We start from the raw sequence: 23,255 nt of genomic DNA, 5'->3' as shown, positions 1-23,255 counted from the left end.
CTACTCACACTCCTCGAACCCCCTCCGATATGAAAACCTACAGCACCCCCGCCCTCGCCGACCTCGGCGACGTCCGCACGCTGACCGCGGCCGACCAGCAGTCGACGCAGACCGACCAGATCTTCAACAACGGCGAGTCCATCGGGACGAGCCAGGGATCGCTCGACGCGTGCGTCTCGCCGAGCCCGAACCCGCAGCCCGGCGACACCTGCACCTGAGGTCTCTAGACCGCTCAGGCAGGACTCGCGAGCCCCGTGCTTCGGCGCGGGGCTCGCTCTGTTGGTGCGACCACCGAGCGCAGCCCGCTCGTCTGCGACTGTCCCTCTGGCCCGACGAGCACGTCTATCATATAGAACGGCAACGCGTTGTAGCGACAGTGACGCAAGGACGTTCTATACCCTGAGGGTCGCTCTACGCCTGCTCTCGGTGCCCGCCCAGCCGTGGCACAGCGCGTGCACAGGCGTTTCTCCTACGATGCCTCGCGGCGGCGCCCTACAGCGGGCCGCTCCCAGGCGCCGTACGCTTCGATCCCACGTCCACCATCCCAGCACAGCCATGAAGACCTATACCCCCCCCCAACTCACCGACATCGGCGACGTCCGCACGCTGACCGCGGCGGACCAGACGTCGATGCAGACCGACTCGATCCTCGACTCCGGCAACCAGATCGGGGAGAGCACAGGCTCGCTCGACGCCTGCGTCTCGCCGGCCAAGCCGCCGCGCCCCGGCGACCTCTGCAAGTAGAGGCCCCGCCCGCGTAGTCCGAGTCCCGGCGCCCTCCGCCGGCCGAGCCCCGCGCCCTCGTGGCGCGGGGCTCGCGTGCTTTATGGCCCTCGCCCGCCCCGCCCGCAGCAAGACGGCCGTCTCTGGCGAGAGGCCGCGCTCGACGGCCAAGGACCACCCCGCCCGAAGGTGTAGGGCGGGGCGGCGGTCCCGGAACGTCGAGAGAGAGGTATTGAGGAGGTGGCCTTCAGGTGCGCTTCAGGTGATGAACCCGCGAGGCGCGCCCCTGGACGGGGCTGCTAGAGTGATTTTCGGCGCACCGCCCCCTCGTAGTGCCGCGCCCTACGCCGCCCGCCCCCCCCCGCCCCGCTAGGTTGGTCACTCCCCTCTCACCAACCCACCTCGCCATGAAGCCCTACACCTCCCCCGCCCTGATCGACCTCGGCCACGTCCGCATCCTGACGGCGGCCGACCAGACCTCGGCGCAGACCGACCAGATCTTTACCAACGGCCAGGTCGTCGGCACCTCCAACGGGTCGCTCGACATCTGCACCACGGCGGACGACCAGACCTGCACCTGAGCAGGCGGCCAGGCCGCCGAGCGGCCTGAGCACGACGCGAGCCCTACGTCCTTCGGGTCGTAGGGCTCGCTCTGCGTTGTGGGCTCCGCAGCCGCCCCGCCCACGCTCACCGCCCGCCCGTGCCTCGGGGGCGGGGCGGTCTACATCCGAGTTCGCTCGTCCCACGTGGGGATCGCGAGCCGGAAGTCGCCCGACCCCGTGGGGTCGGTGAAGATGAACTGGCGGCCCAGCTCGTAGTACCGCCACACCTGGTACGGCCGCGTGCCGTAGTTCGAGCCCCGCTCCTGGACCTCGTCGGGCTCCCCGAACTGGATGTAGACCTCGCCGAAGTCCGTGTTCCACCCGCTCACGCGGCCGCGCGAGTACCGCCGGTTGGCCGACGCCACGCGCCCGTAGTACTCCTCCATCCGCTCGTTGCGGAGCGTCCCCGGCGAGGGGTCGCGGCGGTCCCAGAAGGCGAGGAACCGCTTGTACCGCTCGGCCGGCGTCGCCGCCCGGCGGATCGCGGCGATCACGTCGGACCCGGCCACGTGGCGAAGCTGGTCGATGGCGCGGTCGACGTCGGCGATCTGGCCTTCGAGCCCGGTCCAGCGGACGGCGAACGGCTTGGCCGTCTCGGCGAGGAGGTCGCCGCGGAGCGTCTCGAGCCGGAGCGTCAGCGTGTAGTCGCCGACGTCGAGGCTATCGGCGCCGACCTCGACGGCCGCCTCGGTCCGCCCCGCCCCAACCGCGAGCGCCGTCGTGACGGCGACGCCGTAGTCGGCGGCGCGGCGCGGTGCGAGGCCGAGGAGCGCCCCGAACGACGGGCGCTCACGCGAGCCGCCCCGCTCGGTCACGACGGTCGTCACCTGGAGATCGCGACGGGCCGCGCTGTAGACCTCGAACGAAGCCCAGAACGAGCCCGCGTCGGTCGGGATCGTGGCCCCGACGACGGGCTCCGAGGCCGGCGTGCCGGGCGCGGAGCGGAGCAGGAGCAGGTCGCTCACGGCGACGGCCCCGCGCGTGAGGGGCCGGACCGTGTGGACCTCCTCCGTCGTCGCCGTCCGCCCGCTGGCGCCGTCCTCGACCGTCACGCGGACGAGGTAGCGGCCCGGCGCGAGGCCGACAGGGAGAACCGCGCGGTCTTCGACGGCCGGGTTCTGCGTCGACCCGTAGTTGGGCGCCGCCACCTCGCGGGCCGCCGTACGGCTGGCGACGGCGGCGCCGAGGTCGCCGTCGTCGCCGGCGCGGTACACCTGCGCCGTCACGGCGTAGCGGGCCTCGAAGGCGTCGCCGCGCGCGAGGAACTGGAGCGACGTGTGGGGCACGGCCACGTAGACGTCGAGCCGCACCTGGTCCGCCGCCCCGCCCGAGACCGGACCGCCGGCGCGGCGCGTGACGAGGTCGACGGCCGGGCCGCCCGTCTGGGCGGCGGCGACCGGAGGCAGGATGGCGACGAGGGCCGTCAGGACGGCGAGCGCGGCGAGGTAGCAGGCGCGCATAGGCTCAGGGCGAGCGCGGGGTCGAGGGGTGGAAACCGGCAGAAACCCGGATCCCTAAGGTCGGGCGGGGCGGGGGCGCAGACGCGGCGGACGCGGCGAACCGTCGCGCGTGCCGAGCGAACGGGCGGGGCGGGGCGGCGAGCCGGCGCAGCGGTCGAAACGGAGCGGCGGGCGCAGCACTCGGGGCGGGGCGGGAGGCGCTCTACCCGGCGCTCTGCGCGCCGTCGCCGAACAGGGCGTCGACGAAGGCCGAGCGGTCGAAGACCTGGAGGTCGTCGATTCCCTCGCCCACGCCGATGTATTTAACGGGGATCTGGAACTCGTTGGAAATGCCAATCACGATGCCCCCCTTGGCCGTCCCGTCGAGCTTCGTGAGGACCAGCCCGGTCACGTCGACGGACTCGGTAAAGGCCTCAGCCTGGCGGAGCGCGTTCTGGCCCGTCGACCCGTCGAGCACGAGGAGCACCTCGTGCGGAGCGCCGGCCACCTGACGGTCCATGACCCGGCGGACCTTGGCGAGCTCGTCCATGAGCCCGACCCGGTTGTGGAGCCGCCCCGCCGTGTCGATGAGGACCACGTCGGTATCGCGGGACTTGGCCGCAGCCAGCGTGTCAAAGGCGACCGCCGCCGGGTCGGCACCCTGGTACTGCTTGATGATGGGGACGCCGGCCCGCCCCGCCCACACGTCGAGCTGCTCCGTCGCCGCAGCGCGGAACGTGTCGGCGGCGCCGAGGAGGACCGACTTGCCGGCCACCTTGTAGCGGTGGGCCATCTTGCCGATCGACGTCGTCTTGCCCACGCCGTTGACGCCGACGACCATGACCACGTGGGGCGTCGACGGGAGCGGGGCGTCGAAGTCGGCCGGGCGCTCGGGCGCGTTCTGGAGCAGGAGGTTCGCGATCTCGGCCCGGATGAGCCCTTGGAGCTCGGCCGTCGAGACGTACTTGTCCTCGGCCACGCGCGCCTCGATCCGCCGAATCACGTCGACCGTCGTCGTGACGCCCACGTCGGACGTCACGAGGACCTCTTCGAGGTCGTCGAGGACGTCGTCGTCGACCGTGTCCTTGCCGGCGACGGCGCGGCTGAGCTTGTCGAACAGGCCGGTCCGCGTTTTTTCGAGGCCGGCCTCGAGCGTCTCTTGCTCCTGCTCCTTCTGCTTTCTCTTGAACCCGAACAGGGCCATCACGTCGGTCGGTGGTGCCCAAGCGGTACCGGCGGGGCGGGGCGGGGGATCCCCGGCGCGTGTGCGGAGAGAGCGGAGAGAGCAGGGAGAGCGGAGAGAGCACGTGCCCGCCCCGCCCGTGCGGCGCAAGGGGCGGGGCGGGAGCCGCCGTGGAACTTTTCGTCGGCCGCCCCGCCCGCTGCTCTACCTGCTCTACCTGCTCTACCTGCTCTACCTGCTCTACCTGCTCTACCTGCTCTACCTGCTCTACCTGCTCTACCTGCTCTACCTGCTCTACCTGCTCTACCTGCTCTACCTGCTCTACCCGCCTCCGCCGCCCCGCCCGCCGACGCGGTGCTCGGGGCGGAGCGTGTTGCCGTCGGCGTGGAGGGCGGCCGGGCCGTGGCGGACGATGGCGACGAACCGGAGGCCGTACTTGACGATGGAGACGGCCATCGCGGCGGCCGTCAGCCCGACGAGGGCGTCGAGGACCGGGGGGCGCGCGGCGAGGAGCGCGGCGACGACCGTCGCGGCGAGCGCGGCCACGGCCACCTTCCCGCTCCACAGGGACGACGTGAACCGCCCGAGCCGCCGCGTCTGGACGAGCCCGCCGGCGGCGAGCAGCACGTCGCGCGAGACGGCGAGGGCCACGAACCACAGCGGGAGCGACGGGCCGGCCTCGGGCGGGCGCACGAGGAGGGCGACCGTGACCGCGGCGGCGGCCAGCTTGTCGGCCGTCGCGTCGAGCACCTTCCCCCACTCGCTGACGGTCCCGCTCCACCGCGCCACGCGGCCGTCGAACCAGTCGGTCGCGATCGCCAGCCCGATGAGCGCGAACATCCACCCGATGGGGCCGCCGTCGTAGACGAGCTTCGCGATCGGGACCACGAGCACGGCGCGCGACAGGCTCAGCACGTTCGCCGCCGTCCAGAACGTGCCCATCTCCGGGAACCGCCCGACGGTGGCCGGGCGGGGTGGAGCGGGCGGGGCAGGCGGCGTGGGCATGGGTGGACTCCCGCACGCGGGCGGGGCGGCGAAGATAGCCGGGCTCCCGCGGACCGATCTTGGGCGTCTCCCCGACGTCCCGCCCCGCCCCCCGAGTCCGCCTTGCGGGTCTGCCCCCAATCCGCCCTGTGCTGATGTCGCTGTCCGTCTGGCTCGCCGTCCTCGTCGCCGCGTTCGTCGTGCAGGCGCTGGGGTGGGCGTGGGCCGGGGCCGGCCTCCGCCGCGTCCAGGAGGGCGGGGTGGAGCCCGACGCGCCCCTCCCCCACCCCGCCCCGTTCCCGGTGAGCGTCGTCGTGGCGGCGCACGATGAGGCCGAGCGCCTGCCGGTGCTCCTCGACGCCCTCGGGCGGCAGCGGTACGACGGCGCCGACGGCCGCCCCGCCTTCGAGGTCGTCGTGGTCGACGACCGCTCGACCGACGCCACGGCCGACGTGGTGGCGCGGCGGGCGCAGGTGTGGGAGCGCCAGGGCGGGCCAGCGCTCCGGCTCGTGGCGGTCGCGCCGGGCGAGCCCGAGGCGGCCGGGCTCCCGCCCAAAAAGCACGCACTCGCACAGGGCGTGGAGGCCGCCCGCCACGACCGCCTCGCCCTCACCGACGCTGATGGGCGCCCGCCGCCGACGTGGCTCGCCGCGCTCGCCCTCTGGGCCGGCGGGGCGGACGGCGCGCCCGACGACGGCGCCGTCCTCGTCGGCTACGGGCCGATGGAGCCGGGGGCGGGGTGGACCAACCGCTTTGCCCGCTACGAGACGGTCCAGACGGCGACGCTGGCCGCGGCCGGGGCGGGGTGGGGACGGCCGTGGCACGCCGTCGGCCGCAACCTGTCGTACCCGCGCGGCCTCCCCGCCCGCGTCGGTGGCTTTTCGGCCGCGTCGCTCTCGGGCGACGACGACCTGCTCGTGCAAGCCGTCGCGCGGCAGAACGCCGCGCCGGTCGACTACGTGCTCGACGCGCGGGCGGCGGTGCCCTCGCCCGCCCCGCCCTCGCCGCGCGCGTTCTGGCGCCAGAAGCGGCGGCACGCCGGAGCCGGCGCGCACTACCCGGCCGGCGTGCTGGCGGCGCTCGGCCTGTTCCACACGGCGAACCTGGCGCTCTGGCTCGGCGCCCCGCTCCTGCACGTCCTGGGCGGGGCGCCGTACGGCTGGGGACTGCTCGCGGCCAAGCTGCTCGTCCAGCGGACGGCGCTGCTGCCGGCGTTTGACGCCTTCGAGGCCGAGGGCGACCTCCGCCTGTGGCAGCCGGTCCTCGACGGGCTCTCGGCGGGGTACCACGCCGTCCTCGCGGTGCTCGGCGCCCTGCCCAGGCCGCAGCGGTGGTGACGGTCCCGAGCCCACCGCCCCGCCCGCCCAGGGCGGGGTGGTGAATCCCTGCCGCCCCGCCATCCTGTAGCGCCGTCCCATGCGACGGCGCTACGCCGATGTCGACCCGTGCCACACGGCGCCGCCCCGCCCACACCGCGTGGACCGGCGGCCTACCGGACGCGCCCAACGACCACGTCGTACACGTTCGGCGCCCGCCGGTCCACGCGGCCGCCGCCGGTCGTCGCCGAGACCTCCTCGGCCACGCGCCGGAACCGCCCCGCCCCCTCGCCCGGCTCGAGCGCGCCGACGAGCATGGTCACGGTCGCGCCCCGCCCCAGCGGGGGGACCACGAACGACGGCAGCGCGAACCGGAGCGAGCCCGTGGCCGGCTCGAACACGGACTGCCCCGCCAGCTCGCCCACGCGGCGGCCCGCGGCGTCCTCGACGACGAGCCCGTCGCCGACGAACACGACGTACTCGTAACCCTGGTCCTCGGGGAACGCGTAGTCGGCCCCGTTGCCGACTGTGGTCTGGCCGCCATCTTCGGTGTCGATCGCGAACGCCACGATCGTCTGCGGGTCGCGCGGGAGGGCCGCGAACTCGGCGCGGACGTAGGTCGTCGAGTCGTCGCGGGCCACCTCGAGATAGGTCGCGTCGAGGGCGCCCCGGGCCACGCCCTCGGGGTAGACGAACGTGCTGGTCGCGCCCCAGTCGTCGCCGTCGGGGTCGGTCTGGCTCAGCACGACGCGCGCGCGGGGGTTGTCGCGGAGGATCTGGTCGGGGCCGAGATCGCGCCGGCTCTCGACCGCGCGCATGACCGGGTACTCGTCGCGGAGGTCGGGCGTGGCGAATGCGAACGCGCTCCAGTCGGCGGCGCGGTCGGCGAGCGGGGCGGAGTCCGTCAGCTCGCCGTCGAGCGTGGCGCCCTCGGGCGTGACCGCGACGTCGAACGGGTCGCGCGCGACGGTCAGCGTGTCGCCCTGGCTCCGCCCGAGGGGGACCACGACGCGCCGGCCGGACTCCTCGAAGACGATGGCCGCCCCGGCGGGGAGGTCGCCTTCGGGCTCGACGCGGGCGTCCAGGCCCGTCGCCGTGCCCGCGAGCGTGAGGCGGACCGCCCCGCCCCCCAGGCGCATCCGCACCGTCGTCTCGCCCCAGAACTCGGGCAGGCTGGGCGCCACGACGAGCGTGTCGGCGCTCTGGTAGCGCGCGCCGACCAGCCCCTCGACCGTCCCCCGGACGTAGCTCGCCAGGCTCCACGGGTTGACCGGCGCCCCGCCGACCGCCGGCGGCGTCTCGGCCGTGCGCGGGTGCCCGGCCACGAGCTCGGGGATCGCCCCGATCACGTCGCGGTCGAGGAGGAGCACCGTCTGGTTGCGCATGAGCTCGGCCGCCGCCCCCGCCCCGCCCGTCTCCGCGAACAGCGTCGCGACCGGACCCGCGAGCCACGTCCACACCGCCCCGCCCGTGCGCGCCGCCTCGGCCGGGTAGTAGTCGGGGGCGTCGAGGTACGGGTGGAACAGCGTGTCCGTCTGGGCCAGCGACGCGACGCCGTACGGGAACACGAGGCGCTCGGCGAGCCGCTGCGCGAGCGCCCCGCGCTCCTCCGTCGGGAGCCCGTCGAGGAGCGCGAGCGCGAGCAGGCCGCCGGGCCGCTCGCCGGGGGCGGGGCGGCCGCCGTCGACTCGGTCCGCGACGTCGCCGGCGCGCACGAACCGGCGCTGGAACTGGTCGAGCAGCACGTCCGACGTGTCGGCATACCACGACGCCGACGACCGCTGCGAGACGCCCATGATGCGGGCAAACTGCGTGGCCGTCTCGAGCGCCTGGTACAGCGCGCCCTGCCCCTCGGCCGTCGCCCCACGGCGGACCGCCCCGCCCCGCTCGGGGTCGCCGTCGAGGAACGTGCCGCGCGGGCCGCGGGACACGAGGAAGCCCTGGTCGTCGGTCGCGCTGCCGTTGCGGGTGTCGGGCTCGTAGATGCCGCGGAGCGCGAAGACCGTCTTGAACCAGAAGTCCGACCCGCCCGTCACGATCGAGCGGTCGCCTGTGGTGCGGACGTAGTCGCCGGCGGCGCCGAGGAACAGGGGCGTCCCGTCGGCGGACGCGAACACGGGGTCGCCGTCGTAAGGGACGAGGTCGGGCGCGCGCCCCAGCAGGTCGATCCGGCGGTCGAACCGCTGGGCCGCCCCGAGCGTCGTGACCAGGTCGCGGGCCGTGTCCCACTGCCCCAGGTCGAGGAACGCCCCGACCGTCCACGCGGCGGACGGGTACGAAGCCGGCTCGGCGCCGGGCAGCCCGGGCGCGAGGTACACGCGGCCCGAGTCGCGCCGGGCGAGCGCGTCCAGCGAGAGGGCCGCCCAGCGGAAGGCCATGTTAGTCGCCTCGTCCTCGGTCTCGAACCCGATGTCGTCGACGACGGCCGCCAGCCGGCGGCTCCGGCGCTCGCGGAGCGCGCCGGCGTTGGCGAGCGCACGCCGGGCCTCGGCGACGGCCGCCGCCGCCGTCGGGCCGGTCGACACGGCGACGGCGCCGGGCGTCTCGAAGGCGATCTCGCCCAGGCGGAACGCGGCGTCGCGGCCGCCCTCCGGCACGTCGGCCGCGACGGAGACCGACCGGACCGCCCCGCCCGCGGCCACGGCGGCCGTCCACACCGGCCCCGTCGCCGCCGAGTCGGCCGCGAGGTCGGCCGGGGCGAAGGCGAGCGCGTCGCCGGCCTGCTCGACGCGGTACAGCCCGGCCGCCCCGCGGTCGCCGCGGACCGGACGAAACGCGACGACGCCCATCTCGTCGGGGACCTCGACGAGCAGCGCGCCCGGCCGCCCCGCCCCGCCGTCGAGCAGCGTCACGCGCTCGCTGAGCCGGGCGGGGCGGCGCCCGCGGATCTGGTCGAACAGCTTGACGAGGAACCCCGACGTGTCGCGCGCCAGGTACGACCGGAGGGCCACGTCAGGCCGGGCCACGCCGCGGACACGCTCGCGCGGCCCGAGCGTCGTCGAGTCGGCATCGGTCCACCAGCGCCACCCGTCGAGGACCGGCCGGCCGTCGACGGTGTAGCCCATGGCGGCGTCGTCGCCCGGCGCCGCGAGCGCGTCGTACCACACGGAGCCGGCCTCGTCGGCCTGGAACGTGGCGCGGGCCTCGGCGAGCGAGTCGCCCTCGGCCGGCGCCTCGACCTCGACGGCGAGCGCGGCGAGCACGGCCGGCCCCTCGCCCGCCAGCCGGGTCTCGGCCGGCTCGTCGCCGCACGCGGCGAACGTGAGGAGCAGGGCGAGCAGCGCGGCGGCCCGCCCGACCGCCCCGCCCCGCCCGTCGCTGGGGGCGGAGGGGCGGGGTGGCACGACCGCCCCGCCCTGGCGCTCGGACCCACCCTTCACCTTCCCGCCCTTTCCAGACGAGTCATCCCCGCGCAGGCGGGGACCCATGCGGCCTTCCCACGAAGAACCCCGGCTGCCCGGCTGGCTCTCCAGGTCCGCCCACAGGTCCCGCCACGTCGGGTTCTGCTCGCGGATGATCCGCAGCTTCCACGCCCGGTTCCATTTTTTCAGCCGCTTCTCCCGCTCGATCGCGTCTTGAATGCTGTCGTAGCGCTCCACGTAGACGAGGCGGTCCGCGCCGTACTCGGTCGTGAACCGGGAGGCCGCCCCGCTCCGGTGCTCACTGATCCGGCGTGCGGGGTCACTCGTCACGCCGACGTAGAGCGTCCCGTTGGGCTTGCTGGCGAGGATGTAGACGAACCCGGGACGAGCCACTCTGTGGGGGGAATCGGATGGGTCCCCACCTGCGCAGGGATGACGACCTCGTGTGGAACTGGGTGTAGAACGAACCCGCCCCGCTTGTGCGGGTGGTACCCGGTCTCCAGCGTCGGGGTCCGGGGCGGGGCGGTCCGGCGCAAGATGCACACGGCGCCCCCCGCTGCCCACCCCGCCCGAGCGGCGGGCTACTCGTCCAGCCCGCGCGGGCGGACGTCGGGTGCGCGGGCGGGGCGGAAGACGACGGCTGCGCGGGCGGGGACGCGGAGGCCGTACAGCACGTCGGCCTCGCCCACGCTCACGACGAGCCCCGGCAGGTCCTCCCCGCCCGACGACGCGAACACGGCGACGAACGGGGCCGGCGGGGCGCCGCCGGGGAGCGCGAGAAAGCGGTCCTCGCCCCTCCGGTTGAGGGCCACGAGCCGGCGCTCGCCGTCCACGACGCGCTCGACGGCGAACGTCGAGTCGTCGCCGGCGAACGGGGCGAAGCCGCCGCGGCACAGGGCGGCGTCGGCGCGGCAGAGCGCGGCGAGGTCGGCGCACGCCGCCCCGCCCGGCGCGCACGGGGCGGGGCGGTCGGCGGTGACGGCCGCGAACGCGGCCTCGGCCCGCGCGAGGTCGGCGGGCGGGGCGGTCTGTGCCGCCGCCCCGGCTGCGAGGAGGAGGCTCAGCGCGACCGCCCCGCCCAGGCGAAGGCGCCTTAACGGGGCCGAGCGGCCGGCGGGGCGGACGAGCGGAGCGGGGCGGGCAGCGGTCACGGGCGGGCGGGATGGGCCGCGTAGAACGCGCGGCGCGCTGAGATCGCGCGGCGGCCCGCTACGCCGAGGGCGCCGTGGCCGCCCCGCCCGTCGTCTCGCGGACCACGAGGCGCGGCGCGAAGACGGTGTGCGAGGGCGGGGCGCCCGGGTCGTCGAGGCGGCGGCGCAGCTTCTCCGTCGCCAGCTGGCCCATCTCGACCATCGGCTGGTGGAGCGTCGTGAGTCCGAGGTAGGCGCTCGCGTCGACGTCGTCGAACCCGACGACGTCGAGGTCGCCCGGGACGCGGAGGCCGGCCTCGTGGGCGGCCCGGAGCGCCCCGAACGCCATGATGTCGGCGGCGACGAACACGGCCGTCGGCCGCTGGGCGGGGCGGTCGGCGAAGCGGTCGAGCAGGACCTGCATGGCTCGGTAGCCCGCGAACCGCGTAAAGCCCTGGAGGTCGTGGTGCCAGTCGGCGGAGACGACGAGGTCCGGGTCGGGCTCCCGCCCCGCCGCGGCCAGCGCGTCGTGGTAGCCGGCGAGCCGCTCGTCGCCGGGCGTCGTGCCGGGCACGGGCAGCAGGAGGCCGACGCGCTCGTGACCCCGCTCGATCAGGTGCTCGACGGCCACGCGCCCGCCCCACCGGCTGTCGACCGTGATCGAGTCGAACGCCTCGTGGGCGTCGTCGACGAGGACGACGGCCTGGGACGTCGCCTGGAGCCGCCGCACGCGGTCCGGCGTCGGGCGGACGGAGACGAGGAGGAGCCCGTCAGAGCGCCCGCGCTGGAGCGCCCGGCCGAGCTGGGCGTCGACGCCGGAGAACGTCCGGCTGGGGTAGACGAGGAGGTCGTAGGGGCTCCCGTCGAGCCCGCCCTGCGCCCCGCGGAGCACCTCCATAAAGAAGAACGAGGTCATCACCGGCACGACGGCCGAGACCAGGTTCGTCCCCTTCCGGGCCAGGCTCTGCGCGCCCGTGTGCGGCTCGTACCCCACCCGCTCCGCCACGCGGAACACGCGGCGGCGCGTGTCTTCGGACACCCGGGGGTGCTCGTTGAACACGCGCGAGACCGTCGCGATGGACACGTGGGCCTCGTCGGCGATGTCGTAGATGGTGACGGCCAAAACGGGGGCGGGGCGGTGAGCGAAAGCGCTTTCAACGAGCAGAATACGTCCCGCCCCGCCCGGACACGAGGCGGAGCAGCAGAACGAACCCGGAGAGGCCGGTGAGGGCCGCCCCGCCCGCGGGTGCGGGAGGGCGAGTCGGCGGTGCGCTACGCCTCGTCGTCCCAGCGCTCGATGAGGTCGATCACGGCGTCCGCGATCTCGCCCTGGTCGACGGTCCCCACGATCTTGCCGTGCTTGAACAGGTGCGCGCGGCCCCGCCCGAGCGACACGCCGAGGTCGGCGCCGGCCGCCTCGCCCGGCCCGTTCACGGCGCAGCCCATGAGCGCCACGTTGAGGTCCTTCTCGAACCCGCGCTTGGCGACGGCCTCTTCGACCTCGTCGACCACGGAAAAGAGGTCGCCCGCGAGGCGCCCGCACGTCGGGCACGCGATGACGTTGACGCCGGGGCGCCCGAGCCGGAGCGACTTGAGGATCTGGTGGCCCACGAGCACCTCGTTGACCGAGTCGGCCGCGAGCGAGACGCGGATCGTGTCGCCGATGCCGTCGGCGAGGAGCGAGCCGATCCCGATCGACGACTTGATCGGCCCGGTCTTGAGGCTGCCCGACTCGGTCACGCCCAGGTGGAGCGGGTAATCGGTCTCGGCGGCGAGCAGACGGTAGCTCTGGATCATGAAGTACACGTCCGAGTGCTTGACCGAGATCACGACGTCCTCGAACCCCTCGCGCTCGCAGACCTCGACGTGGCGCATCGCGCTCTCGAACAGGGCCTCGGGCCGCGGGAAGCCCCACTTGTCGAGGATGTCCTTTTCGAGCGACCCCGAGTTCACGCCGATCCGGATGGGCACGCCCCGGTCCTTCGCCGCGCGGAGCACCTCGCGCTCCCACTCGGGCTTGCCGATGTTGCCCGGGTTGATCCGCACCTTGGCGACGCCGGCCTCGAGCGCCTGCAGGGCGTACTGGTAGTTGAAGTGGATGTCGGCCACGATGGGCACCGGGCTCCCCGCGACGACCGCCGCGAGCGCGTCGGCGTCTTCAGGCCGCGGCACGGCCACGCGGACGACGTCGGCGCCGGCCTCGGCGAGCCCGCGGATCTCGGCGAGGCAGCCGGGCACGTCGTGGGTCTTCCCCGTCGTCATGGACTGCACGGAGATCGGGGCGCCGCCGCCGATCCGCACCTCACGCTCCTCGCCGTCGACCGTGTGGCGGAGGACGACCTGGCGGCTGTGGCGGCGCGGGCGCTGCGGGGCCTGGCCGGCCTGCTGCGATTCTTCTGTGGACAGCTCCATGCGGGCGGCCCCGTGGGCGGGGCGGGGTGGGTCTCGGAGGGTACGGCGGCGGCACGCGAACGTTCGGCCGCCCCGCCCGCGTGCGCCGCGCCGTGCCCGTTTTCGCCCGGCGCTCACCGGAGGGCGGGGCGGGGTGGGTCTATCCGCGGGCGGCGACCTCGGCCACACGCGCGGCGAGCCGTGCCACGAACGCGCGGAGGCTCGTCGTCGGGCTAACGTCGCGGAACCGGCCCTCCGCCCCGCCCTCAGCGCCTGACAGCAGGACGGTCGCAGCGTCGTAGAGGCCCTCGCGGACGAGCCTCCCGCACAGGATCTCGTAGCGCTCGGCGTAGGACGCCCCCTCGAACACAGCGTCCGGCTCGAAGTGGCCCGACGACACACGGACGGCGGACGACGACCCGGGAGCCTCTTCGAGGAGCATGAGGTAGCCAGTGAAAGGGCGGGGCGCGTCGCCGATAAGGCCCTCTCGAAAGGCCACGCGCAGGTCCTCTCCCATTCCGACGACCTCCTCCGCTCGGTTGTTGAAGTTGTTGCCGAAGCTCCCGACCTGGCTCTTGAGTTCGACGGCGGCCACCAGTTCGTCGCCGTGGACGACGAGAGCGTCCCAGTCCTTGCTCGGGCGGTAGTACCCGGGCAAGACCGTGTGCCGCAGGCGAGGCGTCCCTTGCGTGCCGCAGTAGACGGTGTCTTCCCCGAGCCCATTCGCCACGACGACAGCCCGGATCAGGTCGAGGAACCCGTCGAGGTTCTTTCCTGCCGTGACAGCCCCCCGGCTCCCGATGTCGGTCGTGCCCGATGCTGCCGATGCACGCTTCCGCGTACTCCAGAATACCTGCACAGCCTCTGTAGCACGCCGTTCGAAATCCGCGAGGTCAACAGCCATCAGTTCTCAAGTGTCTCGCAGATGGTAGCCCACTCCGCGTCTGACACACTGAACAGCTCCCGAGCTGCCTGGTCGCACGCCTCGCGCGGCCCGACCGCGGCGGCCGCCAGCGCCCTGCGCTGCAGGGCAGGCACCCTAGACCAGCGGGGAAGACGGATGCGGCGGAGGTACTGGGCCTGAAACCGGAGGTACCCCCCCCGCATCCGCACCGCGTACGCGGCGACCTGGAACTCGGCCACCCGCGAGCGCAGGACGGCCTGGAGCGCGCGCACGTCCCACTCGTCGGACGTGACGAAGTACAGGTTGTGGTGCGGGTACAGCTCTCCCGGGTCATACGCGACGACCGCCCCGCCCTTGATGTCGGGGATCAGGAGCTTCGGGGTCTCTCGGAGTCCGGGGCGCACTTTGTCAATGGTGCGGTACCACCTTTGAGGTGCCTTGCGAGCGACGTGCCGGTTGCGAACGACCTCGCCATGACTCTCGAGGTACGCGCGCAAGAGGGGGTAGGCGCCAATGTCTACGAGCGCACCCTCGTCGTCGAACGGATTGGCGAGCGCGCGGCCGGACCACTGGAGCGTGCCGTCCTCCCGGACGTCCTTCGCAACAGCCAGGGGGAGGACGCGGTCCGGCTCAATGGGGAGGTCAGGGGCGGGGCGGATAAACACGCGGTCAGCCCCGGTCGCTACCCCAATCCCGACTCGGCACTGGGCATCCTGGATGGTCGGGTGCTCGTGTTCTAGCCGGCGGAGGAGGTCCAGCGCGTCGGACGCTTCGAGGACCCAGGGAGCGGAACCCGACCCTACGCTTGTCACCATTCGCACGTCGTCACCCTCCCCCGTTGGGGCCTCCCCTCCTCGGGTGACGATCTTCGCAAGACGCGCAAGGTCAGCCGGTCCGACAGACGGGTTCTCTACGACTGCAATCTGGGTACGCTGCGCTCTGCCCTGCTGAATCGTGAACACAGACGGGTAAGCGTCCACCTCTGCGTCGAACACGTCGGCCCCGTGGAGCGTCACGACGTGGCGGAGCGCGTAGCCGCGCGTCACCATCTCGCGGAGTGGGCCGCCGTAGCGGTTCTTCATCCAGCGGTCCGCGCAGATGTACGTCAAGTGCCCGCCGTCGCTCAGCAAGCGAAGCCCACGTTCAATAAACGGGACGTAGAGATCGGCTCGGTCGTAGACCGTCTCGTAATCAGCTCGGTAGCGCGCGACGAGCGGGGCGGCGACGGCGTCCTGACGGACGTACGGCGGGTTCCCTACGACCACGTCGAACGGTCCGTCGAGCGGGGTGAGCAGGAAGTCGTCTTGCCGTAGCCACTCGTCCAGGAGCGCGTAGGCCTCGCCCTCCGGGATCGCGCGGTCCGCAAGCAGAGCGAGCAGCCGGGACCGCGTCGCCGCGGCCGTTGCCCGGTGGACCTCGACGGCCCGGATGCGCCCCCTGAGCTGGTCGATGGTCCGGTCTGGCGTCTGCTCCCACACGTCCAGCAAGCGCCGCACGGCGGCGATCAAAAACACGCCCGTCCCGAACGACGGCTCGAGCAGCCTCATGCGCAGGAGGTCCGCCGACGTGCGCCACCCCGCCAGGTCGAGGACGAACCGGGCGATATCGGGCTTGGTGTGAACGGCACCACGGGCCTCGGCTGGCGCCGTCGCCATCGCCTCCACTGCCGCCTCGACCGCCCCGCTCCGGCTCACGCCCCCGAAGATGTCGAACTGGACGGCGGGATCAGCAAGTGTCTTCATGCTCGAAACTACCGCCCGCGTGCGCCGCCCCGCCCCCGTTTTCGCCCGGCGCTGCGCGGCGTCCCCGGGCCGATTTCCTTTATCGTTCCCCGTCTGCCGGACGGTCGCGGGGGCGGGGTGGGCATCTTGTGCGTAGCGTCTCTGGCCGCCCCGCCCTCCCCCATCGATGCCCGACGCCCCGCCCGCCGACGACCGCCACCCCGCCCTCGACAGCCCCGCCCCGGAGGCCGACGGCACGAACGACGGCACGAGGATCGAGGAGGCCGCCCGCGAAAAGTTCGGGCTCCGCCGGTGGGACTGCCCCGCCCTCTACCGCGACACGGCCGACGCGGCGACCGACACCGACCTCCCGTTCTGGCTCGTCCTCCTGCTCTCGGGCGCCATCGCCACGCTCGGGCTCGGGCTCAACCAGACGGCCGTGGTCATCGGGGCCATGCTCGTGGCGCCGCTGCTGGGGCCGCTGCTCGGGCTCTCGCTCGCGCTCGCCGTCGGCGACGGGCGCCTCGCGCTCCAGACCGCGCTGACGATCATCATCGGGGCCGCGAGCGTCGTCGCGCTGGCGGCTGTGCTCGTGTTCGTGCTCCCGTTCCAAGACGTGACGCCCGAGATCGCCTCGCGCACGCGGCCGACCACGCTGGACCTGGGGATCGCCGTGTTCTCGGGCCTCGCGGGCGCCGTCGTGACGGTCTCGCGCGAAAAGCGGCTTTCGGCGTCAATCCCAGGCGTGGCGATCGCCGTCGCGCTCATCCCGCCGCTCGGCGTGGCCGGGTTCGCGATCGGGACGCAGCGGTGGGACCTGCTCGAAGGGCCGCTCCTCCTGTTCGGGGCCAACCTCGGCGGCATCGTCCTGAGCGGGATGGGCGCCTTCCTCCTCGTCGGGATGCACCGCGACGACGTGCTCGCGGCCGCGCGCGACTGGCACCGCAACACGTCGCTGCCCGGCCTGGCGGGGCGGATCGACAGGTCGCCGTCGCTCTCGTCGGTCCGCGTGTTCGAGTCGACGTGGGCGCGCGTCGGGCTCGTCGTCGCGTTTATCGCCGTCGTCTCGTTCCCGCTCACGACGTCGCTCATGCAGTTCCTGCGCGAGACTCGGGTCGAACGGGCCGTCAGTGCCGCCGCCGCACAGATCCAGGCCCGGGGCGACGCGTCGGTCCTCTCGCGCGACGTGACGCTGGGGGTGGGGACCTCGGACGTCCGGTTCCGCGTGGCGACGACGGGGTGGATCGACGAAGACGAGCGGGGCGGCGTCGAGCGGCTGATCTCGTCGGGGGCCGGCGAGCCGGTGACGGTGCGGTTCGAGCAGCTCCTGGCGTCGGACGGCGACCTCGACGCGATCGCCTCCCGGTTCTCGACGAGCCTCGCCCCGACCGAGTCCGTCGTCGCACCCGACCCGCCCTCGGTCACGCTGCAGCGGCTGGGCGGGCAGGTCACGGACGTGCTGGGCGACCTCGCGCTCCCCGACGGCGTCCGCCCCCTCGGCGCCGACGTGTCCGTCGGGGCGGGGCCGACGCGCGTCGTCGTGACCTACGCCGCCGCGCGGCGGCTGCCGCCCGAGGCCGAGGCCATCGTCGTCCGCCAGGCCGCCGCCGCCCTCGAGCTCCCCCCGGCCTCCGTCGGCGTGCAGTCCGTCGTGGTGGGCGCCCGGCCGGTCCCGGCCGACTCGGTCGGCGTGATGGGATTGGCTGGCCTCGCCGCCCGGTTCCCCAGCCTCCGTCTGACCGTCACCGCCGACTCGGCTGGCGTCGAGGGCCTCCGGCGCCGGTTCCTTCAAGCCGGCGCCCCGGCCCGTCAGGTCCTCGCGCGGCCCGGGGCGCCCGGCGTCCGGCTCTCGGTCGCGCCGCCGCAGAGCTAGCGCAAAGCACAGGTAGAGGCACAGGGTACTCGCGGTACGCGCGCCGAGGTCGGATCGGGCCGTACCTCGCACCCCGTACCCACCCGAAGGGCGCGCTAGCGCGCGAGGTCCGTGCGGAGCCACCTCGTGACCGTGGGCGTCTCACGCTCCTCCGCCTCGGCCCCCGGCCCGCGGCGGGGCGGGGCGGTCGGCGGCGGCGCCCCCGAAGCCAGCAGCTCGACGCCCACGCCGAGCGCCTCGCCGGGCGCGACGGCGACCGGGCTGTCCGCCCCGAGCGGGACGCGGAGCTCGACGACGAGGGCGCGGTCCGTCCACTGCGCCGCCGCCTCCAGCCCGTCGAGGCGGTCCACCGCGAACGTTTGCTCCGCCCCGCCCCCGCGCTGCACCGCGACCCGGTCCAGCCGCTCCTCGAACCGGCGCTTCTCGACCGAACCGCCCCGGGCGATCCCGGTCGGGAGCGGGAGCGGGTAGCCGATCCCGAGCACGCGCTCGGTCCCGCCCTCGGGGTCGAGCCACAGGCGGAGGCCGCCGGCCGAGACGCGCCGGATCTGCCGCTCGTCGCCGGCCACGAGCACCACGTAGAGCGCGTCGTCCGTGTGGCGGAGGCCGACGGTCAGGCCGCCTTCGCGGGGCACCGGCCGGAGCGCTTGCGGCCACTCGCCGGCCGCGCCGTCGACGACGACCGGGGCGGTCTCGGCGACGGGCTCCGAGGCGTAGAGGGGCGGGGCGGGCGTGCACCCGGCGGCGAGCGCGAGGCCGGCGAGGCCGGCGGCGAGGCGTCCCGTGAGCGGGGTCGTGGGCATGGGCGGGGCGGGGAAACGTGGGCACGCAACGGGCGACCGCCCCGCCCTCGCGCGTGCGCGGGACGAAGAAGGCGCCGGCCTCCATGCGGCCGCCCCGCCCGCGTACACGACGCGGGCGGGGCGGAGGTCCGTCGGAACGTGATTGGGGCGCCGACCCGCTGACGGACCGGCCTGCCGCCCCGCCGGCTCTAGGCCCGCTCGATCTGGGCGAGCCGCTTGCCGAACCGGAGGTCGCCCGACTGCGCGAGCACCTGGTCCACGAGGTCGGCCGGGACGTCGACGAGCGTCTGGGCGTCGTGGATGAGGATCTTGCCGAGCGCCTTGCCCGGGATGTCGGCCGTCCGCGCGATCGCGCTCACGACCTGGCCCGGGCGCACCTGCGCGTCGTAGCCCGCGTCGATGGCGAGGCGGACGTAGCCGGCCTCCCCGCCCTCGCTCCGGGCGCCACGGTGGGGTGCGCCGCGGTCGCGGCTGGGGGCGGGGCGGTGGCCGTGGTCGCGCCGCGCGCCGGGAAGCTGGATGCGCTCGACGGGCGCCTGGCCCCGCTCGCGGCGGGCGAGCGCGAAGGCGGCCGCGGCCACCTCCATCGGGTCGCGGCCCTCGGTGACGAGGTCGAGGACCAGCTGCCGGTCGGCGTCGGTGGCCGTCTCGAACGCCGCCACGACGTCGGCCTGGAGGCGCTGGGCGCGGACCGCCTCGACGTCCTCGACCGACGGCAGCTCGGCCTGCGGGATGGCCCGGCCGGCGGCCCGCTCGACGCGCTTGAGCAGGCCACGGTCCTGCGGCGTGACGAGCGAGAGCGCCACGCCGTCCCGCCCCGCCCGGCCCGTCCGCCCGACGCGGTGGACGTAGGCCTCGGGGTCGTGCGGGAGGTCGACGTTGAACACGTGCGAGACGTGGTCGATGTCGAGCCCGCGCGCGGCCACGTCGGTCGCGCACAGGATGCGGACCGTCTTGTTCTTGAACCGCGCGAGCACGGCCGTCCGCTGGGACTGGCTGAGCTCGCCCGAGATCTCCTCGGCCGCGTAGCCCCGGCGCGAGAGGTCGGCGGCGAGCGCCGAGGCGCCGGCCCGCGTGCGCACGAAGCACAGCGCGCTCGTCACGTCCTCGGTCTCGAGCAGGCGCACGAGCGCGTTCAGCTTGTCGCGGCCGTTCACGTAGTACCCACGCTGCTCGACGTCGGCCGCCGTCCGGTCGCCGTCGGTGACGGAGACGACCTCGGGGTCACGGAGCCGCTTCTGGGCCAGCCGCTTCACGGCCGGCGCCATCGTCGCCGAGAGCAGGGCCGTCTGGCGGTCGTCGGGGAGCGCGTCGAAGATGGCGTCGAGGTCGTCGGCGAAGCCCATCGAGAACATCTCGTCGGCCTCGTCGAGTACGACCGTGTGGACGTGCCCCAGGTCGATGGCCCCCTGCCCCACGAGGTCCACGAGCCGGCCCGGCGTGGCGACGACGACGTCGACCCCGCGCCGGAGCCGCTTGATCTGCTTGTGGTACGGCTGGCCGCCCGTGATGGGCAGCGTCCGCACGTCGAACGCGCGGCCGTAGGTGTGGACGGCGCTCGCGACCTGGACGGCCAGCTCGCGGGTCGGCGTGAGGACGAGGACCTGCACCGCCCCGCCCGCGGTCCCGGCCATCTTGTGGAGGGCGGGGAGGGCGAAGGCGGCCGTCTTGCCGGTGCCCGTGCGGGCCTGGCCGATGGCGTCGCGGCCGGCGAGGAGCGTGGGCACGAGCGCCTCCTGGATCGGGGAGGGCGCCTCGTAGCCCAGGTCGGCGGCCGTCTGGACGAGGGCGGGGTGGAGGCCGAGGTCGGAGAACGTCATAGCGAGATCGGCCCGCGCGCAGCGGGCGGCTGGAGAAGGCGGCCCCACCGTGGGGGTCGCCGGAATCGGTGTGTGCGGGGGCGTTTCCGCCACGCGGTCCACGCTCCGATTCCGCCCGCCCCGCCCTCTCGGGGCGGGCTGCGCGGGCACCTCTGATCGTCGCCTGGCTCCGTCCGGCCGCGCCCTTCCGGGCCGCCGGTCACGTATGGTCCCAACGTGCACAGGCTACGGCCCCGCCCCGCCCGCCGTGCGCGGTCCGGGCGACGAGCGCGCGAAGAGACGGTGCGGGCGGGGCGGCCAAGCCGGGGCTGGGGCCGCTCGTCCTACACGCCACCCCGCCCCGCCCACGGTCGGGGCGGGGTGGTGTCCTGACCCCTCTCCTCCCCGCCCCTGCGCGCGGCGGGGCGGGCGATATTGGGGCATGGATTCCTTTACCCTGTTTGGGCTCGACGGCGTCTGGGCCGTCGGCATCGGCCTTGTCGTCTACGGCCTCGGCTTCCTCGCGGTCATCGACGCGGTCATGAACACGCGGACGCCGCAGGGCGCGACGGCCTGGGTGTTCGCGCTCGCCACGCTCCCGCTCGTGGCGCTCCCGCTGTACCTCGTGTTCGGGCGGAGCAAGTTCGAGGACTACGTCGAGGCTCTCCAGGACTTCAACGTCCGGGTCCGGGAGGGCGTCGAGGGCGCCCGCCACGGGCCACTCGCCCCGTTCCTCGTCGAGCCCGGCGAGGACGCCGGCGAGGGCGGGGCGGAGGACGCCCGCGAGGCCGGCGAGATGCGCGCGTTCGGCGCCCTCTCGACCACCCCGTTCACGAGCGGCAACCGGGTCCGCCTGCTGGTCGACGGCGACGAGACGTTCGAGGCCATCTTTGCCGGCATCGACGCGGCCGAGCGCTACGTGCTCGCCCAGTTCTACATCGTCCACGACGACCGGATCGGGACGGCGTTCAAGGAGCGGCTGATCGCGGCGGCGCAGCGGGGCGTCGAGGTCCGCTTCCTCTACGACTCGGTCGGGAGTTGGAAGCTGCCCCGGCGCTACAAGCGTGAGCTGAGCGAGGCCGGCGTCGAGGTCTGCCGGTTTACCGGGCCGCGGAACTGGCTGAAGAAGCTGCGGCTCAACTTCCGCAACCACCGCAAGATCGTGGTCGTCGACGGGCGCCGGGCCTACGTGGGCGGGCTCAACGTGGGCGACGAGTACCTGGGCCGCGACCCCGACATCGGCCCCTGGCGCGACACGCACCTGGACGTCGAGGGGCCGATGGTCCAGGGCCTCCAGCTCTCGTTCGCGCGCGACTGGTTCTACGGGTCCCGCGAGCAGCTCGACGGGCTGGTCTGGGAGCCCGCGGCGGCCCCCGACGGCGACGAGTGCGGGCTGGTCCTCGCCTCCGGCCCGGCCGACGACCTCGAAACGTGCGGGCTCCTCTACGCCCACGCCATCGAGAGCGCTGAGGAGCGGATCTGGATCGCCACGCCGTACTTCGTCCCCGACGGCCGCGTGCTGGGGGCGCTCCAGCTGGCGGCGCTGCGCGGCGTCGACGTCCGCGTGCTCATGCCGCGCACGTCGGACAGCCTCCTCTTCAAGTACGTCCCCTACGCCTACCTCGACGAGGTGGCGCGGGCCGGCGTCCGGACGTTCCTCTACGAGGACGGGTTCATGCACCAGAAGGTGGCCCTCGTCGACCGCGACTTCGCGGCCATCGGCACGGCCAACTTCGACAACCGCTCGTTCCGGCTCAACTTCGAGGTCACGGCCGTCGTCCGCGACGAGGGCTTCTGCGACGACGTGGAGTCCATGCTCGTGCGCGACCTGGGTCGGGCGACGGAGATCTCGTACGAGGACCTGGAGGACAAGTCGTTCCCGTTCCGGTTCGCGGCGAATGCCACGCGCCTCCTCGCGCCGGTGCTGTAGGGGTTCGGGGTTCGGGGTTCGGGGTTCGGGGTTCGGGGTTCGGGGTTCGGGGTTCGGGGTTCGGGGTTCGGGGTTCGGGGTTCGGGGTTCGGGGTTCGGGGTTCGGGGTTCGGGGTTCGGGGTTGCCCCGCGCCGGCCTGGTCCGTCGATGAAGACCCGCCCCGCCCGCAACGCGAGAGGTCGTAGGGGCGACCGTCAGTCGCCCGGGGGCGGGGCGGTGTCATATGCAACGGTGTTGGCCAACGGCCTCTGGGCGGGGCGGCCAAGGCCAGACCGCCCCGCCCGCATCCTCCACCACCCCTAGGCGACGTTGACATTAGGCGAGCAGGATGAGCGTCGAGACCGCGTGGACGACCGAGAGGTCGTTGCGCGCCGTCTGCTCGTAGCGCGTACCGATCCGCCGGTAGCGCTTCAGTCGACCGATCAAGCGCTCGACCTGGTTGCGCTCGCGGTAGACCTCGCGGTCGAACGGCGGCTTCGCCGACCGCGCACCGTTCGGCTTGATCACCGCACCGATGCCCCCCGCCGACAGCGCCGCCCGGTGCGCGTCCGAGTCGTAGGCCGCGTCGGCGAGCACGGCCCCCGCATCGAGCCCCGCGATCAGCGGCAGCATCTCGTGGCCGTCGGGGGCCTGCCCGCCGGTGAGCGCGAAGCGCACCGGGTTGCAGAGCGCGTCGCAGGCCACGTGAAGCTTCGTGGTCAACCCGCCGCGGCTGTGCCCGAAGCCTTCGCGGTGGTTGGCCAGCTCGCTGGGCCCCCCCTTTTTGGCCGCCTCGCAGCGTCCTGGTGCACGCGCAGGATCGTGGAGTCGACCATGAGCCATTCCAGGTCCGGGTCCTGGACGCTCTCGAAGAGGCGCTGCCAGACGCCGCGTTTGCTCCAGCGGTTGAAGCGTACGAAGACGGAGTTCCACTTGCCGAAGCGTTCGGGCAGGTCGCGCCACCGCCCGCCGTTGCTGGCGACGAAGAGCACGGCCTCGAGGAAGAGCTTGTTGTTCGTCGCGGTGCGGCCTCGGTCGCCGGGCTTACCAGGGAGCAGGTGCCGGATGCGGTTGAACTGCGCGTCGGAGAGCGTATGGCGAGGCATGGTAGCAGC

Annotated in this window: 18 protein-coding genes; 6 read left to right on the top strand and 12 right to left on the bottom strand. The window is 74.0% G+C overall.

Annotated features, from left to right (window positions below; translation table 11 throughout):
• Window positions 1-29 precede the first annotated feature (29 nt).
• The 3 genes from RQM47_RS06590 (at window position 30) to RQM47_RS06580 (ending at window position 1,304) form a co-directional block, all read left to right on the top strand.
• Window positions 30-218, top strand: a complete 189-nt coding sequence (locus RQM47_RS06590; RefSeq protein ID WP_311664087.1) for a lasso RiPP family leader peptide-containing protein — start codon at window positions 30-32, stop codon at window positions 216-218.
• 337 nt (window positions 219-555) lie between these two features.
• Entirely contained in the window at window positions 556-744 is a 189-nt protein-coding gene (locus tag RQM47_RS06585; RefSeq protein WP_311664089.1) for a lasso RiPP family leader peptide-containing protein, read from the top strand.
• Window positions 745-1,130: 386 nt separating this feature from the next.
• A complete protein-coding gene (locus tag RQM47_RS06580) occupies window positions 1,131-1,304 on the top strand; it encodes a hypothetical protein (RefSeq protein WP_311664091.1) in 174 nt (57 codons plus the stop codon).
• Window positions 1,305-1,444: 140 nt separating this feature from the next.
• Here the strand turns inward: RQM47_RS06580 and RQM47_RS06575 are convergent, their stop codons facing one another.
• From RQM47_RS06575 to RQM47_RS06565, 3 genes are all read right to left on the bottom strand, one after another.
• On the bottom strand, window positions 1,445-2,785 hold the full coding sequence (locus RQM47_RS06575; RefSeq protein ID WP_314008043.1) for a GWxTD domain-containing protein: 1,341 nt from the start codon (window positions 2,783-2,785) through the stop codon (window positions 1,445-1,447).
• A gap of 202 nt (window positions 2,786-2,987) precedes the next feature.
• Window positions 2,988-3,968 carry a signal recognition particle-docking protein FtsY gene (gene ftsY / locus RQM47_RS06570; protein ID WP_311664095.1) on the bottom strand — a complete coding sequence of 327 codons (981 nt, stop codon included), beginning with the start codon at window positions 3,966-3,968 and terminating at the stop codon, window positions 2,988-2,990.
• A 300-nt stretch (window positions 3,969-4,268) separates the two neighbouring features.
• Window positions 4,269-4,952 (bottom strand): CDP-alcohol phosphatidyltransferase family protein, encoded by a 684-nt coding sequence (locus RQM47_RS06565; protein ID WP_314008040.1) that lies wholly within the window; start codon window positions 4,950-4,952, stop codon window positions 4,269-4,271.
• A 134-nt stretch (window positions 4,953-5,086) separates the two neighbouring features.
• On the opposite strand from RQM47_RS06565, the gene RQM47_RS06560 reads away from it, so the two are divergent.
• Complete coding sequence (locus tag RQM47_RS06560) at window positions 5,087-6,268, top strand: glycosyltransferase (protein WP_314008037.1); 1,182 nt, start codon at window positions 5,087-5,089, stop codon at window positions 6,266-6,268.
• Between the two features lie 152 nt (window positions 6,269-6,420).
• Here the strand turns inward: RQM47_RS06560 and RQM47_RS06555 are convergent, their stop codons facing one another.
• The 6 genes from RQM47_RS06555 to RQM47_RS06530 form a co-directional block, all read right to left on the bottom strand.
• The gene (locus RQM47_RS06555; protein WP_314008035.1) at window positions 6,421-10,002 is read right to left on the bottom strand and encodes a GIY-YIG nuclease family protein; all 3,582 of its coding nucleotides are present in this window, start codon (window positions 10,000-10,002) and stop codon (window positions 6,421-6,423) included.
• Between the two features lie 188 nt (window positions 10,003-10,190).
• A complete protein-coding gene (locus tag RQM47_RS06550) occupies window positions 10,191-10,760 on the bottom strand; it encodes a hypothetical protein (RefSeq protein ID WP_311664003.1) in 570 nt (189 codons plus the stop codon).
• 58 nt (window positions 10,761-10,818) lie between these two features.
• The gene (locus RQM47_RS06545; RefSeq protein ID WP_314008031.1) at window positions 10,819-11,862 is read right to left on the bottom strand and encodes a LacI family DNA-binding transcriptional regulator; all 1,044 of its coding nucleotides are present in this window, start codon (window positions 11,860-11,862) and stop codon (window positions 10,819-10,821) included.
• A 149-nt stretch (window positions 11,863-12,011) separates the two neighbouring features.
• Window positions 12,012-13,151, bottom strand: a complete 1,140-nt coding sequence (gene ispG, locus RQM47_RS06540; RefSeq protein ID WP_311663999.1) for a flavodoxin-dependent (E)-4-hydroxy-3-methylbut-2-enyl-diphosphate synthase — start codon at window positions 13,149-13,151, stop codon at window positions 12,012-12,014.
• 139 nt (window positions 13,152-13,290) lie between these two features.
• Window positions 13,291-14,034, bottom strand: coding sequence for a PaeR7I family type II restriction endonuclease (locus RQM47_RS06535; RefSeq protein WP_311663997.1), 744 nt, complete (start codon window positions 14,032-14,034; stop codon window positions 13,291-13,293).
• A complete protein-coding gene (locus RQM47_RS06530; protein ID WP_311663995.1) occupies window positions 14,034-15,776 on the bottom strand; it encodes an Eco57I restriction-modification methylase domain-containing protein in 1,743 nt (580 codons plus the stop codon). Before RQM47_RS06530 ends, RQM47_RS06535 begins: the two co-directional genes overlap by 1 nt.
• A gap of 166 nt (window positions 15,777-15,942) precedes the next feature.
• On the opposite strand from RQM47_RS06530, the gene RQM47_RS06525 reads away from it, so the two are divergent.
• Window positions 15,943-17,628 (top strand): TIGR00341 family protein, encoded by a 1,686-nt coding sequence (locus tag RQM47_RS06525; protein WP_311663993.1) that lies wholly within the window; start codon window positions 15,943-15,945, stop codon window positions 17,626-17,628.
• Window positions 17,629-17,723: 95 nt separating this feature from the next.
• Here the strand turns inward: RQM47_RS06525 and RQM47_RS06520 are convergent, their stop codons facing one another.
• Together RQM47_RS06520 and RQM47_RS06515 are read right to left on the bottom strand one after the other, a co-directional pair.
• The gene (locus RQM47_RS06520) at window positions 17,724-18,431 is read right to left on the bottom strand and encodes a hypothetical protein (RefSeq protein WP_311663991.1); all 708 of its coding nucleotides are present in this window, start codon (window positions 18,429-18,431) and stop codon (window positions 17,724-17,726) included.
• A gap of 188 nt (window positions 18,432-18,619) precedes the next feature.
• The gene (locus tag RQM47_RS06515) at window positions 18,620-20,251 is read right to left on the bottom strand and encodes a DEAD/DEAH box helicase (protein WP_311663989.1); all 1,632 of its coding nucleotides are present in this window, start codon (window positions 20,249-20,251) and stop codon (window positions 18,620-18,622) included.
• A 421-nt stretch (window positions 20,252-20,672) separates the two neighbouring features.
• On the opposite strand from RQM47_RS06515, the gene cls reads away from it, so the two are divergent.
• The gene (cls, locus tag RQM47_RS06510; protein WP_311663987.1) at window positions 20,673-22,160 is read left to right on the top strand and encodes a cardiolipin synthase; all 1,488 of its coding nucleotides are present in this window, start codon (window positions 20,673-20,675) and stop codon (window positions 22,158-22,160) included.
• Between the two features lie 316 nt (window positions 22,161-22,476).
• On the opposite strand, the gene RQM47_RS06505 is transcribed toward cls, so the two are convergent.
• Window positions 22,477-23,246, bottom strand: a protein-coding gene (locus RQM47_RS06505) for an IS5 family transposase (protein ID WP_311662008.1) whose coding sequence is annotated in 2 segments (ribosomal slippage) — window positions 22,477-22,932 and window positions 22,935-23,246 — 768 coding nt in all. Because the reading frame shifts where the segments join, the coding sequence is not laid out codon by codon here.
• Window positions 23,247-23,255: the final 9 nt, after the last annotated feature.

Source organism: Rubrivirga sp. S365 (genome assembly GCF_032248475.1).
In the GTDB taxonomy this organism is placed as follows: Bacteria; Bacteroidota; Rhodothermia; order Rhodothermales; family Rubricoccaceae; genus Rubrivirga; species Rubrivirga litoralis.
This window is presented reverse-complemented; position numbering and strand designations above follow the sequence as displayed.

Excerpts from the sequence above, each read along its gene's own strand:
- RQM47_RS06590 (WP_311664087.1), top strand. The coding sequence starts at position 30 with ATGAAAACCTACAGCACCCCCGCCCTCGCCGACCTCGGCGACGTCCGC.
- RQM47_RS06585 (WP_311664089.1), top strand. The coding sequence starts at position 556 with ATGAAGACCTATACCCCCCCCCAACTCACCGACATCGGCGACGTCCGC.
- RQM47_RS06580 (WP_311664091.1), top strand. The coding sequence starts at position 1,131 with ATGAAGCCCTACACCTCCCCCGCCCTGATCGACCTCGGCCACGTCCGC.
- RQM47_RS06575 (WP_314008043.1), bottom strand. The coding sequence starts at position 2,785 with ATGCGCGCCTGCTACCTCGCCGCGCTCGCCGTCCTGACGGCCCTCGTC.
- ftsY (WP_311664095.1), bottom strand. The coding sequence starts at position 3,968 with ATGGCCCTGTTCGGGTTCAAGAGAAAGCAGAAGGAGCAGGAGCAAGAG.
- RQM47_RS06565 (WP_314008040.1), bottom strand. The coding sequence starts at position 4,952 with ATGCCCACGCCGCCTGCCCCGCCCGCTCCACCCCGCCCGGCCACCGTC.
- RQM47_RS06560 (WP_314008037.1), top strand. The coding sequence starts at position 5,087 with ATGTCGCTGTCCGTCTGGCTCGCCGTCCTCGTCGCCGCGTTCGTCGTG.
- ispG (WP_311663999.1), bottom strand. The coding sequence starts at position 13,151 with ATGGAGCTGTCCACAGAAGAATCGCAGCAGGCCGGCCAGGCCCCGCAG.
- RQM47_RS06535 (WP_311663997.1), bottom strand. The coding sequence starts at position 14,034 with ATGGCTGTTGACCTCGCGGATTTCGAACGGCGTGCTACAGAGGCTGTG.
- RQM47_RS06530 (WP_311663995.1), bottom strand. The coding sequence starts at position 15,776 with ATGAAGACACTTGCTGATCCCGCCGTCCAGTTCGACATCTTCGGGGGC.
- RQM47_RS06525 (WP_311663993.1), top strand. The coding sequence starts at position 15,943 with ATGCCCGACGCCCCGCCCGCCGACGACCGCCACCCCGCCCTCGACAGC.
- RQM47_RS06520 (WP_311663991.1), bottom strand. The coding sequence starts at position 18,431 with ATGCCCACGACCCCGCTCACGGGACGCCTCGCCGCCGGCCTCGCCGGC.
- RQM47_RS06515 (WP_311663989.1), bottom strand. The coding sequence starts at position 20,251 with ATGACGTTCTCCGACCTCGGCCTCCACCCCGCCCTCGTCCAGACGGCC.
- cls (WP_311663987.1), top strand. The coding sequence starts at position 20,673 with ATGGATTCCTTTACCCTGTTTGGGCTCGACGGCGTCTGGGCCGTCGGC.